The 16,563-nt window shown below is 70.7% G+C and carries 14 protein-coding genes; 4 read left to right on the top strand and 10 right to left on the bottom strand.

Annotation, left to right across the window (positions count from 1 at the left end; genetic code table 11):
• Positions 1-583: 583 nt before the first annotated feature.
• Genes AC1D12_RS07135 through AC1D12_RS07110 form a run of 6 tightly spaced genes read right to left on the bottom strand, consistent with a single transcriptional unit; the run spans position 584 to position 8,084 of the window.
• The gene (locus AC1D12_RS07135; protein WP_477839603.1) at positions 584-3,415 is read right to left on the bottom strand and encodes a PAS domain-containing protein; all 2,832 of its coding nucleotides are present in this window, start codon (positions 3,413-3,415) and stop codon (positions 584-586) included.
• A 49-nt stretch (positions 3,416-3,464) separates the two neighbouring features.
• Positions 3,465-4,130: a ligase-associated DNA damage response endonuclease PdeM gene (gene pdeM / locus AC1D12_RS07130; RefSeq protein ID WP_477839601.1), complete on the bottom strand. Its 666-nt coding sequence runs from the start codon at positions 4,128-4,130 to the stop codon at positions 3,465-3,467.
• 27 nt (positions 4,131-4,157) lie between these two features.
• On the bottom strand, positions 4,158-4,814 hold the full coding sequence (gene slmA, locus AC1D12_RS07125; protein WP_047500819.1) for a nucleoid occlusion factor SlmA: 657 nt from the start codon (positions 4,812-4,814) through the stop codon (positions 4,158-4,160).
• Between the two features lie 20 nt (positions 4,815-4,834).
• Positions 4,835-5,536 (bottom strand): pyrimidine 5'-nucleotidase, encoded by a 702-nt coding sequence (locus AC1D12_RS07120; RefSeq protein WP_477839599.1) that lies wholly within the window; start codon positions 5,534-5,536, stop codon positions 4,835-4,837.
• Positions 5,533-5,919, bottom strand: a complete 387-nt coding sequence (gene cueR, locus AC1D12_RS07115) for a Cu(I)-responsive transcriptional regulator (RefSeq protein ID WP_465111182.1) — start codon at positions 5,917-5,919, stop codon at positions 5,533-5,535. The genes AC1D12_RS07120 and cueR overlap by 4 nt, the downstream gene beginning before the upstream one ends.
• The gene (locus AC1D12_RS07110) at positions 5,916-8,084 is read right to left on the bottom strand and encodes a heavy metal translocating P-type ATPase (protein ID WP_477839597.1); all 2,169 of its coding nucleotides are present in this window, start codon (positions 8,082-8,084) and stop codon (positions 5,916-5,918) included. Before AC1D12_RS07110 ends, cueR begins: the two co-directional genes overlap by 4 nt.
• A 135-nt stretch (positions 8,085-8,219) precedes the next feature.
• Here AC1D12_RS07110 and AC1D12_RS07105 point away from each other — a divergent pair, with 135 nt between their 5' ends.
• Positions 8,220-8,411: a heavy-metal-associated domain-containing protein gene (locus AC1D12_RS07105; RefSeq protein ID WP_047500812.1), complete on the top strand. Its 192-nt coding sequence runs from the start codon at positions 8,220-8,222 to the stop codon at positions 8,409-8,411.
• Between the two features lie 106 nt (positions 8,412-8,517).
• Here the strand turns inward: AC1D12_RS07105 and argB are convergent, their stop codons facing one another.
• On the bottom strand, positions 8,518-9,453 hold the full coding sequence (gene argB / locus AC1D12_RS07100; RefSeq protein ID WP_047500810.1) for an acetylglutamate kinase: 936 nt from the start codon (positions 9,451-9,453) through the stop codon (positions 8,518-8,520).
• Between the two features lie 62 nt (positions 9,454-9,515).
• Positions 9,516-9,953, bottom strand: coding sequence for a Cd(II)/Pb(II)-responsive transcriptional regulator (locus tag AC1D12_RS07095; protein WP_465111180.1), 438 nt, complete (start codon positions 9,951-9,953; stop codon positions 9,516-9,518).
• A 72-nt stretch (positions 9,954-10,025) separates the two neighbouring features.
• On the opposite strand from AC1D12_RS07095, the gene AC1D12_RS07090 reads away from it, so the two are divergent.
• Positions 10,026-10,721: a cation efflux transmembrane domain-containing protein gene (locus tag AC1D12_RS07090; RefSeq protein WP_477839594.1), complete on the top strand. Its 696-nt coding sequence runs from the start codon at positions 10,026-10,028 to the stop codon at positions 10,719-10,721.
• A 33-nt stretch (positions 10,722-10,754) separates the two neighbouring features.
• Complete coding sequence (locus AC1D12_RS07085; protein ID WP_477839592.1) at positions 10,755-11,591, top strand: tetratricopeptide repeat protein; 837 nt, start codon at positions 10,755-10,757, stop codon at positions 11,589-11,591.
• Between the two features lie 6 nt (positions 11,592-11,597).
• Here the strand turns inward: AC1D12_RS07085 and AC1D12_RS07080 are convergent, their stop codons facing one another.
• Together AC1D12_RS07080 and AC1D12_RS07075 are read right to left on the bottom strand one after the other, a co-directional pair.
• Positions 11,598-14,186 carry a CHASE domain-containing protein gene (locus AC1D12_RS07080; protein WP_477839590.1) on the bottom strand — a complete coding sequence of 863 codons (2,589 nt, stop codon included), beginning with the start codon at positions 14,184-14,186 and terminating at the stop codon, positions 11,598-11,600.
• 12 nt (positions 14,187-14,198) lie between these two features.
• The gene (locus tag AC1D12_RS07075) at positions 14,199-14,999 is read right to left on the bottom strand and encodes a substrate-binding periplasmic protein (protein WP_052211290.1); all 801 of its coding nucleotides are present in this window, start codon (positions 14,997-14,999) and stop codon (positions 14,199-14,201) included.
• 130 nt (positions 15,000-15,129) lie between these two features.
• Here AC1D12_RS07075 and AC1D12_RS07070 point away from each other — a divergent pair, with 130 nt between their 5' ends.
• Positions 15,130-16,404: a cytochrome-c peroxidase gene (locus AC1D12_RS07070; protein WP_477839588.1), complete on the top strand. Its 1,275-nt coding sequence runs from the start codon at positions 15,130-15,132 to the stop codon at positions 16,402-16,404.
• The last annotated feature ends 159 nt before the right edge of the window (positions 16,405-16,563 follow it).

The raw sequence follows: 16,563 nt of genomic DNA, 5'->3' as shown, positions 1-16,563 counted from the left end.
ACGCCCCTGGGGGCGCCGACTCCACGAAGAAGCTCGGCTTCGGGGGTGCATCGCCAAACTCCCTCCGCTCACTGCGTTCGCTGTGGTCAAACAGTGGCGATGAGTATGTCTACGAAGCGCGCTGGCGCGCGCCACCCCCGAAACCAAGCTTCTTCGTCGCCTCAGAAATCGCCCCCAGCCCAGCCCCTCACCCGCCGCGCCGCTCACCACCAGYCGCTCTTGTTGGGGGGAAAAGATTGAAGTGAYCGACRARCGTGCGAGCGMCGGCRCGCTYGTCGRTCACTTCARTCTTTTCCCCCAAACACWGYGGGGCGGTGTTGCAAAGGTGCGGGTGGGTAGGCTGTGGAGCGCCAATCAGGACGGGTCGCCGGAGCTGGCTGGTTTCATGGCCCGCGTGCGCAGCACGCTTCGTGAACTGACTGTCGCACACTGTTTGACCACAGTGAGCGAAGCGAACGGAGGGAGTTTGGGCGACGGGCCATGAAACCAGTCAGCGGAGGGTAGTCATCGCCCCGCCAGGGGCGGTGACCGACTTGGCCGGCGAGCCCCGGCCTCCCCACCCGCGCCTTTGCCTCAAGAGAAACTACCGACCAGCAACAACCACCGAACGAGGCGCRCATCGGTAGGTCCCACGGCCAGCTTCCTTGGCCTCGTACAAGGCCTTGTCGGCCCGCGCCATCAGCTCGCCCTCGCGGCTGTCGTCGCCTTCGTAGAACGAGATGCCGATGCTCGTCGTCACGCGCAACGAATGGCCCAGCACCCGCTGCTCCGCCGAGATCGCCGCCAGGATCTTGCGGGCCAGGAAGTGCGGCTCGTCCACCGTGTTCAGGCCCTCCAGGATCACGACGAACTCGTCGCCCGCCAGCCGCGCCACCGTGTCGGTCTTGCGCACGCTCGCCACCAGCCGCTGCCCGAAGGTCTTCAGCACCTCGTCGCCGCCCGCATGGCCCAGCGTGTCGTTGATGCCCTTGAACTTGTCGATGTCCATGAACATCAGCGCCATCGGCCGGCCACTGCGCCGGCAACGCGACATCGCCTCCGAGAAGCGCTCCTCGAACTGCCGCCGGTTCGCCAGGCCCGTCAGCGCATCCACGCGCGCCAGCGTCTGCAACTGGCGCTCGAATTCCTTCTGCGCCGAAATGTCGTTCGTCAGGCTGTACACGCCGATCACCCGGCCCTGCTCGTCGCGGTGCGGCAGGTAGTTCACCTGGAAATGCCGCGGCCCCTGCCCCAGCACCGCCACCGTCTCGAACTGCACCGTCTCGCCACGCAGCGCCCGCTCGATCTGCCGCTGCCGCAGCGCCATCACCTTCGGCGGCAACACGTCCTGCATGCGCCGCCCCATCGCATCGGCCACCGGGATGCCCGTCCAGGCCTCAAACACCGGGTTGCAGAACTGGAAGCGCAGGTCGGTGTCGACATACGTGATCAACGCCGGCACGTTGTCGGTGATCGTGCGCAGCCGCGCCTCGCTCGCGGCCAGCTGCGCCTGCGCCTGGTGGCGCTCGGTGATGTCCATCACCATGCCGTAGACCCCGGCGACACTGCCGTCCGGCCGCCGCTCGGGCACGTACTCGACCAGGTGGTGGTGCTCGCGGCCGAGCCAGTGACCGTGCCGCTCGTAGCGCACGCGCTCGCCGCGCAGTGCGGCTTCGATGTGCGGCGCGATCGAGGCGGACACCTCCGCGCCCAGCACGTCCTGCATGCGCTGGCCGATCATCGCCTTCGGGTCGAGGCCGACCATCGGCAGGTAGCGCGCATTCGCGAACTGGTAGCGCAGGTCGGCGTCGACATGGAACACCAGCGCCGGCAGGTTGTCCGACACCATCTGCAAGCGGCGCTCGCTGCTCGCCAGCCGCTGCGCCAGCGGCAGCACATGCGAGCGCAGCAGCCACGCCCCCACCACCACCAGCGCCGCCAGCAAACCCGTCAGCAGGCGCAGCCGCGAGCGGATGTAGCCGAACAGCTCGCCGCTGTCGGTCTTGATCACCAGCCCCAGGTTGACGCCGCGCAACGGCGCGTAGCCGGCCTGCACCGGTACGCCGCGCAGGTCCCGCACCGAATCGGAGCCCGACATGCCGAGCAGGGCCTTCGAGATCGGCAGGAAGGGCTGGCCATCCGGCCGGTAGATCGCGATGTGGCGGCCCGCCTCGTAGAAGCGGCTCGGCAGGCACACCGCGTCCCCGTCGATGCGCGCACACAACAGCGCATCGGTCGAATCGTCGCCGTGCTGCAGGTCGTACAGCAGCCCCGTCAGCACCCCCAGCCGGCGCTCCAGCATCAGCCCGCCGACGCGCTCGCCATGGCGCTCGACCGGCAGCTCGCTGTGCAGCACCAGCCCGTCGTCCCACAGCAGCGTCGAGTGGCCATCACCCAGCGGCAACGCGACCGGCGCCGAGCGCAGCCGCGACGAACCGGCCTCCAGCAGCGACTCGTCGCGCCCGTTCTGCACGCGCAGCGCACTGAAATCCTGCCCGAGCAGGCTGGTCGCCACCTCGCGCAGGTCGTCGAACGCCTGCGCATCGACCGGATTCACCGCCAGCTGCGCCAGCGCCCGCTGCAACGCGAGCTGGCGCGACACGCTCTCGGCGATCTCCATCTCCTGCTTCAGGCTGTGCGCGAACGCGCCGGCATGGCCGCGCGCCGCCGTCTCCAGGCTGTCGGCCACCGTCATCTTGTAGGCGCGCTGCATCAGCGCGAAACCCGCGACGCCCGACACCACCGCCACCACGCCGAGCACGCCGACCGCCGTGCGGGTGATGCGGGCTTCCGGCCGCTCTCCCGACTCTCCCGGCGCCTCGGTCGACTCGCCCGCCAGCAGGCTCGACCACAGCGCCGCCCCCAGCACCACCAGCATCGCCATCACGGCCGCCGACATGCTGTTGAACGACAGCAGCCTGTACATCGCTTCCAGGTCCAGCACATAGCCGGCCAGCGCCGACAGCCCGACCGCCAGCGTGCCGTACACGCAGCACGACACCAGCAGCCCTCGCCAGCGCAGCGCCGGCCGGTGCTGCAGCCACAGCGCCAGGCCGGCGAACAGGAAACCGAGGCAGGTGTTCGGCGCGAGGCGCCCGGGGTGGGACGAACCCGACTGCATCGCCTGGTGCAGCGCCGGGGCGTCGATCCCGAGTTCGACGCCGCCCAGGTGCTCGGCCAGCACCAGCGCCGGCAGCAGCACCAGCAGCCCGGCGCACCACGCGAGCCGGCGTGACGGCACGCGCGGGTCGGTCCACAGCGCCAGTGCAGCGATCAGGCCGAGCAGGCCGGCGTTGAAGCTGGCCGGCACGGCATTCAGGAACAGGCGCGCCAGCTCGACGCGACCGCCGAGCACGCCGGCCACCACGCAGACGCCGACGCCGGCCAGCCACAGGGCGGCCAGGCGATGGAGCGGTACGCGGGGGAGGAGCGGCATGACGGCAACGGTGCGCCGCCACGCGGAGCTTTGCCCGATATCGGCCCCGTCAGCCGGATTCTTGAGCGCCCGGCACCGGCAACACCGCCGCGTCGGCCACCGCGAAGACCCGCTCGCCCGGCGCCGGACGGATCGTCTTCAGCCCGGTGAACGCACCGAAGGCCGGCAGCACGCCGACGCGATCGCCGAACCAGAAGCACGGCAGCCGCACATGATCGTGCGGCCGCCCGCCCAGCACGATGCCCGGGTGCAGGTGACCCGCCAGCACATAGGCGCCGTCATGCGCCATCGGGTGGTGGCACAGCGCCAGTCCGTCGACCCGCAGCGGCTCGTCGACGACCTCCATGCGCGCCCAGGCGGGCGGATCGCCGGCATGGGCATCGTGGTTGCCGCGCACCAGCGTCAGATGCAGGTCCGCGTGCTGCTCGCGCCAGCGCGCGAGCGCGCCCAGCGTCGAGGCCGCATGCGCATGCACCGAGTGCAGGAAATCGCCGAGGAACACGATGCGCCGCGCGCCGTGCCGCTCGACCAGGTCAGCCAGCCGCGACAGCGTCTCGGTGGTCGTCGCCTCCGGCACCGGCACGCCGAGCCTTTGGTACGACACCGCCTTGCCGAGGTGGGCATCGGCCACGAGCAAGGCCTGTTGCGCCGGCCACCAGGCGGCCTTCTCCGGCAGCAATGCCAGGCGCTGGCCGCCGACGTCCGTCGTGACCATGGCCAGGCGGAAAGAAGGAGGCCGGCGTCAGCCGACCAGCAGGCGCAGCGCGGCGTCGAGGTGCTCGGTCGGCACGCGCTTGAAGCCCGAACGCGCATAGCGCTGCAGGCGGCCGACCGCGAAGCCGGTCAGCACCGAGGCCTGCGCATTCGCATCGACCGTCGGCGTCGACGAGCCGGCCGCTTCGGCGGCGCTGCGCAGGCTCTGGCGCAGCTGCGACTCGATGCGGTCGAAGAACTGGTTCATGCGGGCGACCAGGCGCTCGTTCTCGAACACCAGCGCATCGCCCACCATCACGCGCGTCATGCCGGGGTTCTTCTCGCCGAACTGCAACAGCACGGTGAGGATCTTCTGCGCCTGCACGACACCGCTCGTCTCGCGCTCGGTGATCTGGTTGACCAGCGTGAACACGCTCTGCTCGATGAACTCGATCAGGCCCTCGAACATCTGCGCCTTGCTCGCGAAATGGCGGTACAGCGCCGCTTCGGAGACATCGAGCTTGCCGGCCAGTGCCGCCGTCGTGATGCGGTCGGCGCCCGGCTGCTCCAGCATGTGGGCCAGCGTCTGCAGGATCTGCACGCGGCGCTCGCCAGGCTTCGGGCGCTTGCGGCCCGCCGGCTCGGCCACCGCGTCGGCTGCCACCTCGGGACTGGTGTCTTCGGGGATGGCAGGGGTGTCGGTCATCGCGGCAGTCGAAGTTGTCACTACAGGGTATGGAGCTTGTTCAGCGATCGAATTCTTGCATACACATAGGGGGGCTTGCGGCAAGGGTGAACGCCAACTTCTGTGCTGTTGTTCGCAACTTTGGCCGTCTTCAGGTAGCGCTGCATCCACGCCGTGCGCATGCCGATGCGGTGCGCCGCCTTCTGGTGCGCCAGCGTGTCCTCGACCAGCACGCAGCGCCGAGGCGCCACCTTCAGCCGCACCGCGACCTGGCGCAGCATGCGGGCGTCGGGTTTCGGGCGCAGGTCGCCGAACATCGTCATCTCGTCGATGCTGATCACGCCGTCGAACACGTCGGTGAGGCCGAGCGCCCGCAGCACGCGCAGCGCGTAGGACCGCGGGGCGTTCGTCAGCAGGATCTYGCGGCCGCGCAGGCGCCGCAGCGCGGCGCGGTCGTGCGCATGGGTGCGCAGGCGGTCCTCGAGGCCGGGCAGGCGGTGCGTCTCCTCGAGGAAGTGGCTCGCGTCGACGCCGTGGTGGCGCACCAGGCCGAGCAGCGTCGCGCCGTAGCGGTCCCAGTAGTGCTGGCGCAGCGCCGACGCCTCGGCCGTCGACAGGCCCAGGTGCGCGGCGATGTAGTCGGTCATCGCCTGGTTGGTGGGGCCGAACGCGGCAAGGGATGCGTCATGCAGCGTGTTGTCCAGGTCGAACAGCCAGACGGGTGCGCGGCGCCGGCCGCTCATTCGGCCAGCTCGTCGAGGATCGGGCAATCGGGCCGCTGGTCGCCATGGCAGCAGCTCGCCAGGCTCGACAGCGTGCGCTTCATCGCCTCCATCTCGGCGATGCGGCGATCGAGATCGGCGATGTGGTCGAGCGCGATGCGCTTCACGTCGGCGCTGGCACGCCGCCGGTTCTGCCACAGCTTCAGCAGCTCGCCGATCTCGGCCATGCCGAAGCCGAGGTCGCGGGCGCGCCGGATGAAGCGCAGCGTGTGCACCTCCTTGTCGCCGTACTGGCGGTAGCCGGCATCGGTGCGCACGACCGGCGGCAAGAGCCCCAGCGATTCGTAGTGCCGCACCATCTTCGCCGACACGCCCGAGCGYTGCGCCGCTTCGCCGATGTTCATCGAGCCGCTCCCTTCCAGCGCCGCAGCAGCAGCGCATTGCCGACCACGCTGACGCTGCTGAAGGCCATCGCCGCGCCGGCGATCAYCGGGTTCAGCAACCCGAAGGCGGCCAGCGGGATGCCGACCACGTTGTAGACGAAGGCCCAGAACAGGTTCTGGCGGATCTTGCGCTGCGTGAGCCGCGCGATCTCGAGCGCATCGGCCACCAGCCGCGGGTCGCCGCGCATCAGCGTGATGCCCGCCGCCTGCATCGCGACATCGGTGCCGCTGCCCATCGCGATGCCGACATCGGCGGCCGCCAGCGCCGGTGCATCGTTGATGCCGTCGCCGACCATCGCGACGCGCGCGCCGCCGTGGCGCAGCGATTCGACGAGCGCCGCCTTGTCCTGCGGCAGCAGCGCGGCATGGACCTCGGTGATGCCCAGCGCCTGCGCCAGCTTCGCCGCCGCACCGGCGCCGTCGCCGGTCAGCAGCAGGCAGCGCACGCCGAGCGACTGCAGCTGGCGCACCGCCTCGGCCGCGGTCGGCTTCGCGGCATCGCCGAAGGCGAGCAGGCCGCGCAGCCGCGGCACGGCGCCCACCTCGGCCAGCCACGAGACGGTGCGGCCCTCGGACTGCAACGCATCGGCCCGGGCCTGCAGCGGCGACAAGGCGATGCCCTGCTCTTCCATGAAGCGGCTGCTGCCGAGCAGCAGCGCGCGCCCGCCGACCTCGCCCGACAACCCGCGGCCGGCAACGCTGCGCACGTTGCCCGCCGTCGTGATCGCGATGCCGTCGCGCTTTGCCGCCGCCAGCACCGCCACCGCCAGCGTGTGCTCGCTGCCGGCCTGCAGCGCCGCGCTGTCGGCGAGCAGCGCCCGCGCATCGCCGTCCGCCGGCTCGCACGCGACGAGCTCCGGCCGGCCCTCGGTCAGCGTGCCGGTCTTGTCGAACGCGACGATGTCGACCTGCTGCGCGCGTTCCAGCGCCTCGGCGTCCTTGATCAGGATGCCGCGCCGCGCCGCGACGCCGGTGCCGGCCATCAGCGCCGCCGGCGTCGCGAGGCCGAGCGCACACGGGCACGCGATCACCAGCACCGCCACTGCATTCAGCACCGCCTGCTCCCAGCCACCGGTCGCCATGCCCCAGCCGAGCAGCGTGACCAAGGCCAGCGCCAGCACGACCGGCACGAACACCGCGCTGACGCGGTCGACCAACTGCTGGATCGGCGCCTTCTTCGCCTGCGCCGATTCGACCAGGTGGACGATGCGCGACAGCGCCGACGCGGCACCGAGCGTCGTCGCACGCACCAGCAGCAGCCCTTCGCCGTTGACCGCCCCGCCGATCACGCGCGCGCCCGGCTGGCGCAGCACCGGCAGGCCTTCGCCGGTGATCAGCGATTCATCGACGTGGCTCTCGCCTTCGAGCACCTCGCCATCGACCGGCAGGCGCTCGCCGGCCCGCACCACGACGAGGTCGCCGACCTGCAGCTGCGCGATCGGCAGGTCGCGCTCGACGCCGTCGCGGCGCACGCGCGCCGTCTGCGGGCGCAATGCGTTCAGCGCCTGGATCGCATCGGTGGCCTGGCGCTTCGCGCGCTGCTCCAGCCACTTGCCGAGCAGCACCAGCGTGATCACCACCGCCGACGCCTCGAAATACAGGTGGCCGTGGCCGCCCTGCGCCCCATGCGCCAGCAGCTGCTGCACGCTGAGCCCGAAGGCGGCCGAGGTGCCGAGCGCGACCAGCAGGTCCATGTTGCCGGCGCGCGCGCGCAGCGCCTTCCAGCCGGCGCGGTAGAAGCGGGCGCCGAGCACGAACTGCACCGGTGCAGCGAGCAGCAGCTGCAGCCAGCCCGGCAGCATCGCCTCGATGCCAGCGAGCGACAGCAACATCGGCAGCACCAGCGGCAGCGACAGCGCGGCCGCCACGATCACCGGCCAGGCTGGCGCTGCGGTAGTGGGCGCCTCGTCGTCCTCGTGCACATGCGCCGCGTAGCCCGCCTTCTCGACCGCCGCGAGCAGCGCCGCGGCATCGCCGCCGCGGGTCTGCACCTCGGCGCGCTCGGTCGCGAGGTTGACGGTCGCCGACACCACGCCGGGCACGCGCTGCAAGGCTTTCTCGACGCGCGCGACGCACGACGCGCAGGTCATGCCGCCGATGCTGAGGGACAGGGAGTTCGTGTTCATGACGCGACTGTCGACCTTACCATCATGGCAAGGTCAAGGCCTTGTGCGTCGTGGGGCTTCGCGCCGAGGCTTGACCTTGCCATCGTGGCAAGCTTCACAGTGCGTCACTGTCGACCAATGTCATTGGAGAGAGAGATGATCGAGTTTCAAGTGGACGGGATGAGCTGCGGCCACTGCGTCAAGGCGGTGACACAGGCGCTGAAAGAGGCGGATCCGCACGCGCTGGTGGTGGTGAACCTGGCGGAGCACACCGTCGAGGTGGAATCGGCGTCGGACCGAAGCCTCCTCGCGGCGGCGTTGACGGAGGCAGGCTACCCGCCGAAGTAACGCGCCAGGCGAAGCCTGGCGCCCCCATCAAGCAACGCCCGCGGAACCGGCTTTGCCGGGCCGCTGGGTAGCGCCCCTTGGGGGCAGGAGCGAAGCGACTGGGGGCTCAATGACTCCGGATCATCGTGCCGTAAGCCTGCTCGGTCAGGATCTCGAGCAGCATCGCGTGCGGCACGCGGCCGTCGATGATGTGCACGGTGTTCACGCCGTTCTTCGCGGCATCGAGCGCCGAAGCGATCTTCGGCAGCATGCCGCCGCTGATCGTGCCGTCGTCGAACAGCTCGTCGATCTCGCGCGCCGACAGGTTGGTCAGCAGCTTGCCCTGCTTGTCGAGCACGCCGGGGATGTTGGTCAGCATCAGCAGCTTCTCGGCCTTCAGCACCTCGGCCAGCTTGCCGGCGACCACGTCGGCGTTGATGTTGTAGTTCTCGTTCTCCGAGCCGAAGCCGAGCGGCGAGATCACCGGGATGAACTGGTCGTCCTGCAGCGCCTTGACGACCGACGGATCGATCGACTCGATCTCGCCGACCTGGCCGACATCGTGCACCTTGGTCGGGTCGTCGCGGTCGACCATCTTCAGCTTGTGCGCGCGGATCAGCCCGCCGTCACGCCCGGTCAGGCCGACGGCCTTGCCGCCGACCGCATTGATCAGCCCGACGATGTCCTGCTGCACCTGGCCGGCCAGCACCCACTCGACCACTTCCATGGTCTCCTCGTCGGTGACGCGCATGCCCTGGATGAAGGTGCCCTTCTTGCCGATCTTGGCCAGCGCGTCCTCGATCTGCGGCCCGCCGCCGTGCACCACCACCGGGTTGATGCCCACCAGCTTCAGCAGCACCACGTCTTCGGCGAAATCCTGCTGCAGCGCCGGATCGGTCATCGCGTTGCCGCCGTACTTGATGACCATGGTCTTGCCATGGAACTTTCGGATGTACGGCAGGGCCTGCGCCAGGATCTCCGCCTTGTCGCGCGGGGCGATGTGCGAGAGGTCGGGACCGTGGTTGTGACCGACGGGCTTGTCGGCGGGGGGCTCGTTGTTCATGAGGAGGCTTTCCGGAACGCGGCCGCCACGGACCGCTGCGGCGCGAATTGTAGGGTCGGGATTCAGGTCGTGTGCACGCCACGGCCGGTCGGGGGCACGCCGCCCGGCGCATCCTTCGACAGCGCCATCACGATGCCGCAAAGTTCGTGCATGCGTTGCGCGCCGCACACCTGCGTCAGCAGCTCCAGCTGGCGCTCCAGCACCTGCAGGCTCGCCAGCCGCTCGCGCACGTGCGCCAGGTGGCCCTCGATCACCGCATCCACCTTCGAGCAATCGGCCTGCGGGTGGTCCAGGAAGTCGAGCAGCGGGCGCACTTCGTCCAGGCTCATGTCCAGCGACCGGCAGTTGCGAATGAAGCGCAGCCGTTGCACATCGGCCTCGGTGTAGCGACGGTAGTTGTTGCCGGCACGCGCCGGCAGCGGCAGCAGCCCGGCCTTCTCGTAGTGCCGGATGGTGTCGGCCGGCACGCCGGTGGCTTCGGATACATCCTTGATGCGCATGGGGACTTGACCTTGGAGGGACTCCAGGCTTTCGAATGTGCCACAGCGCTTCCGCCTTGCCACGAGTTGTCCATGTCACGACATTGCTGCGATCACGATCACCAGAGCCACGCCCACGACGGGGCCGGCGGCCACGGCCATTCCCACGACCACCTGCCCACCGGCCCGGTGTCGGCCGCCTACCGCCGCGTGCTGTGGGTCGCGCTGGCGCTGAACGCCGGCATGGCCGTGCTGGAGATCGGCGGCGGCGTGCATGCCGATTCGGCCTCGCTGCTGGCCGATGCGGCCGATTTCTTCGGCGATGCCGTCAACTACGGGCTGAGCCTCGTCGCGCTCGGCATGGCCGCGGTCTGGCGGCCGCGCGTCGCCTGGCTCAAGGGCGCGACGATGGCGGTCTATGGCGCCGGCGTGCTGGGGCTGGCGCTGTGGCACGCCTGGTACGGCGCGTCGCCGGCACCGGCCACGATGGGCTGGATCGGTGCGCTGGCGCTGGCGGTGAACCTGGGCGTCGCGCTGCTGCTCTACCGCTTCCGCGAGGGCGATGCCAACATGCGCTCGGTGTGGCTGTGCAGCCGCAACGATGCGATCGGGAACGCCGCGGTGCTGCTGGCGGCGGTCGGCGTGTTCGGCACCGGTACGATGTGGCCCGATGTCGTGGTCGCGCTGCTGATGGCCGGCCTCGGCCTGCAGGGCGGCATCGCCGTGATGCGGCACGCCCGGGCCGAGCTGCGGCAGGCCCTTGTGACCGGCGCATCGGCCCCCACCTGAAGGCCGCAGGTTCCTTATGAAAGGCAAACGGACATGAAACGACTTCTTGCCATGCTGGCCTTCGTGGCCATGGGTCTGGTGTCGGCCGCGGCGTTCGCGCTGCCGTCCGTCACCGAGGTGCAGGCCGAGGTGCAGAAGGGCAACTATGCCCAGGCCGAGGTGCTGATGCGCGACGTGGTCGCGGCCAAGCCCGGCAGCGCGAAGGCGCACTACGTCTACGCCGAGATCCTGGCGCACAACAAGCGCTTCGAGTTCGCGCTCCAGGAGGCCCGCCTCGCGCAGCAGCTCGACCCGGCGATCGGCTTCACGCAGCCCGACAAGTTCAAGAGCTTCGAGCAGCTGCTGGAGCGTGAGCAGCGCGCCACCACCTCGGCCGGCGGCACGGCGGCCGGTACCGGTACCGCGGCGCAGGCGCCGCGCGCCGCCGCGCAGCGCAGCAGCGGCATTCCCGGCTGGATCTGGGGCGCCGGCTTCGCGGTGATCGCGGTGCTGCTGTGGCGCATGTTCAGCGCCCGCCGCAACGCGCAGTCGATGGCGCCCGCCTACGGTGGCATGCAGAGCGGTGGCTACGGCCCGAACTACAGCCCGATGGGCGGCGGCCAGGGCAGCGGCATGCTGGGCACCGGCCTGGCGGCGGCCGGCGGCTTCGCGGCCGGCATGCTGGCCGAGAAGCTGCTGGACGGCCACCGCGACGGCGGTTCGTCGTCGGCCAGCCCTGCATCGGATGGCGGCATGAGCCCCGGCTACTTCGACAACGGCGCGGCCGACGAGCTGTCGAGCCGCTCGGTCGATTTCGGCTCGGGCGGCGACTGGGACAGCGGCGGCGGCGGGGGTGGTGGCTCGGACGGCGGCGGCAGCGACGGCTGGTGATCCCCGTCACCCGGCGCCCGGCGCCGGGTTCAGCACGGCATGCACGATGCCGCCCAGCTGCTCCAGCGTGTACTCCTTCTGCATCAGGCCCTTGACGCCGGCCTGCTGCGCCGCGGCCCGCATCTCGTCGGAGATGAAGCCTGAGCTGATCACCACCGGCAGGTCGGCGCGGATGCGCGCGATCTCGGCCGCCAGCTCCATGCCGGTCAGCTCCGGCATGTTGTAGTCGGTCACCACCAGGTCGTAGGCCGCGGGATCGGCCTGCAGCTTCGCTGCCGCGTCGCGCGGCTGGTCGATGCCGGTCACGCGGTAGCCGGCGCGCTGCAGCAGGCTCTCCACCATCAGCAGCATCGCCGGGTCGTCGTCGACCACCATCACGTGCTGGCCGCGGCCCGCCGGCACGCGCGCCGGCTCGGCGGTGGCGTCGGCGCGCTGCGGCCGGAGCGGCAACAGCGGGAAGTAGAGGTGGAAGGTGCTGCCGCGCCCCGGCTCGCTCTCGACATCGATCGCGCCGGCATGCGCCGTCATGATGCCGTGCACCACCGACAGCCCGAGGCCGGTGCCCTGCCCCACCCGCTTGGTGGTGAAGAACGGCTCGAACACGCGGGCGCGCGTGGCCTCGTCCATGCCGACGCCGTTGTCGGCCACCCACAGGTGCACGCACGGCCCGGGCGCCAGTTCGCCCAGGCGCTGCGCCTCGTCGGCGTCGATGCGGCGCTCGTCCAGCCCGATCGTGATGCGCCCGCTGCTGCCCTGCAGCGCATGCCAGGCGTTGGTGCACAGGTTCAGCAGGATCTGCTGCACGTGCGTGGCGTCCGCGCTGACGAACAGCGGCCGGTCCTCGAGCGCCAGCACGAGCTCGACCGTCGCCGGCAGCGTCGAGCGCAGCAGCGCGATCGACTCCTCGATCATCGGCCGCATCGGCTGGCTCACCAGCTCGTGCGGCTGCATGCGGCTGAACGCGAGGATCTTCTGCACCAGGCTGCGCGCGCGCACGCCGGCCATCTCGATCTGCTTCAGCGGCGGCGTCGCGCCGTGCGCATCGTCGAGCCGGTCGCGGGCCAGCGACACGTTGCCGAGGATCGCCGCCAGGATGTTGTTGAAATCGTGCGCGATGCCGCCGGCCAGCGTGCCGATCGCCTCCATCTTCTGCGACTCGCGCAGCTGCGCCTCGAGCAGCGCGCGCCGGGCCTCGGCCTGCTTGCGCTCGCTGATGTCGGTCACCATGCCGAGCGAGCCGACATAACGGTCGGCCTCGTCGAACACCGGCGTGACCGACATCGACACCCACAGCGGCTGCCCTTCGCTGCGCAGCATGCGCAGCTCGACGGCCTCGACGGTGCCCGGCCGGCGGCTCGCCAGCACGGCCGGCGCCAGTTGCCCGCCGGGGTCGTCGACGAACTCGGCGAGCGGGCGCTCCAGCATGTCGGCCGCGCCCTGGCCGAGCAGCCGCAGCAGCTTCGGGTTGACGAAGGACAGGCAGGCCTGCGCGTTGACGAGCCAGATGCCCTCGTTCGCGGTCTCGACGATGCGGCGGTAGCGCCGCTCGCTGTCGCGCAGCTCGCGCGTCATCACGCGCGCGACGCTGTAGGCGCGCAGGCGCCCGGTCGTGAGCTGCCAGGTGAGCGCGGCCAGCAGCAGGCTCAGCCCGATGCCGGCGAAGCCGATGATGCGCGCCGATTCACGGTGGTGGCGCGCCTCGAACTCCGGCGTGCTGCGCACCTGCACCGTCCAGCTCTGGCCGGCCACGCCGATGTACTCCTGCGCCTCGAAACGCGCCGGCTGGCGGTCGGCCTCCGGCCCGCTCGAGCGGTACATCAGCGCGTCGTCGCTCAGCTCGATGCCATCGTAGATGCGCAGGTCCAGGCCCGGCGTCGACTCGCCGTACAGGCTGGACATCAGGTCGCCGATGCGAAAGCCCGCCCACACCCAGGCCGCCACGCTGCGCCGGCGCGCGGCCACGCTGTCGGCCGGCTGCCCCGGCGCGTACAGCGGCAGCAGCATCAGGAAGCCGTACTGCGGCGCGTGGTCGGGCTCGGTGACGAGGCGGATGCGCCCGGTGATCGCGACGCTGCCGGAATCGCGCGCCTTGTCGAGCGCGGCCCGGCGCGACGGGTCGGTGGAGATGTCGTAGCCGAGCGCGCCCAGGCTGCGCCCGACCGCCGGTGCGATGTAGGTGACCGGCACATAGCTCGCGCGCGGCCCGGGCGGGCGCACCTGGTAGCCCGGCACGCCGGACAGGCGCTGTGCGGCCTCGTGGGCCGCCACGTCGGGCCCCTGCACCAGCGGCCCGTAGGCGATCGCCTGCAGGCCGTTGAAGTCGACACCGACCAGCAGCGCGTCGACATAGCGGTCGAAGTGCGCGCGGTCGACCGCGCCGGACGCGAGGAACAGGCCCTGCACRCCGCGCAGCATCTGCTCGTAGGCGGCCATGCGCTGCTCGATGCGGCTGGTGGCCTGGCGCAGCCCGAAGTCGAAGCTCGCGCGCAGCGCGGCCGTCTCGGACGCGCGCTCGTGGTGCCACGCGAGCGCGGTGACCGTCAGCGAGACGGCCCCGACCAGCAGCGACATCAGCAGCGGAAGGGCTCGCTTCACACCGGGCCCGTGCTAGAACTGCGTCATCGTGCGCGCCAGCTCGGCCGAGAAGTACTTCTCGAAGATGCGCCGCATGCTGCCGTCGGCCCGCATCTCGTCGATGAGTGCGCGCCAGGCCTGCTGCTGCGCGGGCGACACCGACTTCTTCGACATGATCAAGCCGTGCGGCACCGCCGGGTCGTCGAACTCGACGATGCGCGTCTGCGCGCGGATCGTGCCCTGCTGCACCGTCGGGTAGTCGAAGGGCTCGATGATCATCGCCTGCACGCGGTTGTCGAGCAGCACCTGGTACAGCGGCTCGAGGCTGGACGCATGGCTCACGCGGCCCTGCGCATCGAGCGCGTCGACCAGGCGGTTGGCGGTCGGGCTGTAGCGGAAGCTGCGGATCACGCCGAGCTTGAGCTGCGGGTTGCGCTCGAAATCGGCCAGCGCGGCGACGTTCGCATCCTGGCGCACCAGCAGGTAGTACTTGTTCGACACGTACCAGGCGAACGCGGCGAACTGCTCGCGCGCCGGGTTGGTGATGCCCGACAGGCTGAAGTCGAGCGCGCCGCCCTCGATCAGCTGCCAGATGCGGGCGCGCGGCAGCACCGAGACGATGAACTTGCAACCGCTGCGGCGCGACAGTTCGTCGGCGATGTCCTTGTCGATGCCCTCGCCGGTGACGCCCGAATAGAGCAGGCCGTGCTCATGCAGCGCGAGGCTCATCGGGCGGGGGCAATCGGGTTTGTCGGCCGCGATGGCGACCGCCGGAACTCCGCCGGCGGCCAGGAACAGCGCACACGCCCAGCCCGGCAACCAACGCGACGACATCTGCATGCTCGATCAAACCCCCTCGGCCCGCAGCATAGTCCCGCCGCGGGCCGCACGGCCTCGGGACTTGCCGCAACGAACGGGAAAATGCCACGGCCGCGGCGGCCGGGACGGCAGAATCGGCGCTTCGATGACGGCCTCCTTCCCTCGCTCCCTCCCGCTCTCCGTCCTGCGAGCGGCCCGCCTCGGGCTCGCGGCGCTGTTGCTGCTGGCCGGCCGCCCCTGCCTGGCACCCGCCGCCGCGCAGGCGGCCGAGGCCTATGCGATGCAGGCGCAGCGGCAGCCGGATTTCAGGCGCATGCAGGCGCTCGGGCGCGCGATGTTCTTCGACGCGGCCTTGTCGGCCTCGGGCGAACAGAGTTGCGGCAGCTGCCACGACCCGGCCTCGGCCTACGGCCCGCCGAACGGCAAGCCGGTGCAGCCGGGCGGGCGCGACGGGCAGGCGCTCGGCTTTCGCGCGACGCCCTCGCTGCGCTACCTGCAGAACGTGCCGCCGTTCACCGAGCACCGCTTCGACGACGACGTGGACGAGAGCGTCGACCAGGGCCCAGCCGGCGGCCACGACTGGGACGGCCGCGCAGCGACGGTGCACGAGCAATCGGGGCTGGCGCTGCTGTCGCCGAACGAGATGGCCAATGCGAGCGCGGCCGAGGTGGTGGAGCGGCTGCGCCGCGCACCGTATGCCGGCGAGTTCCGCGCCACCTTCGGGGCCGATGCGCTCGATGCGGTGGAGCCGGCCTTTCAGTGGGCACTGCTGGCGCTGGAGATGTTCCAGCAGGATGCGGCGCAGTTCCACCCGTACAGCAGCAAGTACGACGCGGTGCTGCGCGGCCGCGCGAGCCTCTCGCCGCAGGAGGCACGCGGCCTCGCGCTGTTCAACGACGAGACCAAGGGCAACTGCGCGTCATGCCACCCGAGCGCGATCAGCGCGACGACCGGCGCGTTCCCGGCCTTCACCGACCACGGCCACATCGCGGTCGGCGTGCCGCGCAACCGAGAGCTGCCCGCGAACCGCGATGCGGGCTTCCACGACCTGGGGTTGTGCGGGCCGGAGCGCCGCGACCTGGTCGACCGGCCCGAGCACTGCGGCGCGTTCCGCACGCCGACGCTGCGCAACGTGGCGCTGCGGCAGGCGTTCTTCCACAACGGCGTGCTGCACACGCTCGACGAGGTGATGCAGTTCTACGTGACGCGCGACCTGGATCCGAAGCGCTGGTACGGCGTCGGCGCAGATGGCCGGGTCGAGCTATATGACGACCTGCCGGGGGCGCTGAAGGAGAACGTCAATCGCGATCCGCCGTTCGACCGGGTCGCGGGGGACAAGCCGGCGCTCGATGCGCGGGAGATCGCGGATGTGATCGCGTTCCTGAAGACCTTGACGGACGGCTACGTGCCGGGCGAGTGAGGCCCGGCTCGCTCAACGCAGATTCAACGCCTGCGTCAGATCCCCCATCGCCGCCGACCCGTTCTTCGCGAGCCCTTCATCGCGCATCTTCAACCCGGGCAGCGTCTCCAGCTGCCAGCGCCGCGTGATGAAGCGCAGGATCGAGCCGGTGTCGTATGG

The sequence above is a fragment of the Rhizobacter sp. P1_G5 genome (assembly GCF_056405435.1).
Note: the sequence above shows the minus strand (reverse complement) of the source record. Positions and strands in the feature narration are given on the sequence as shown.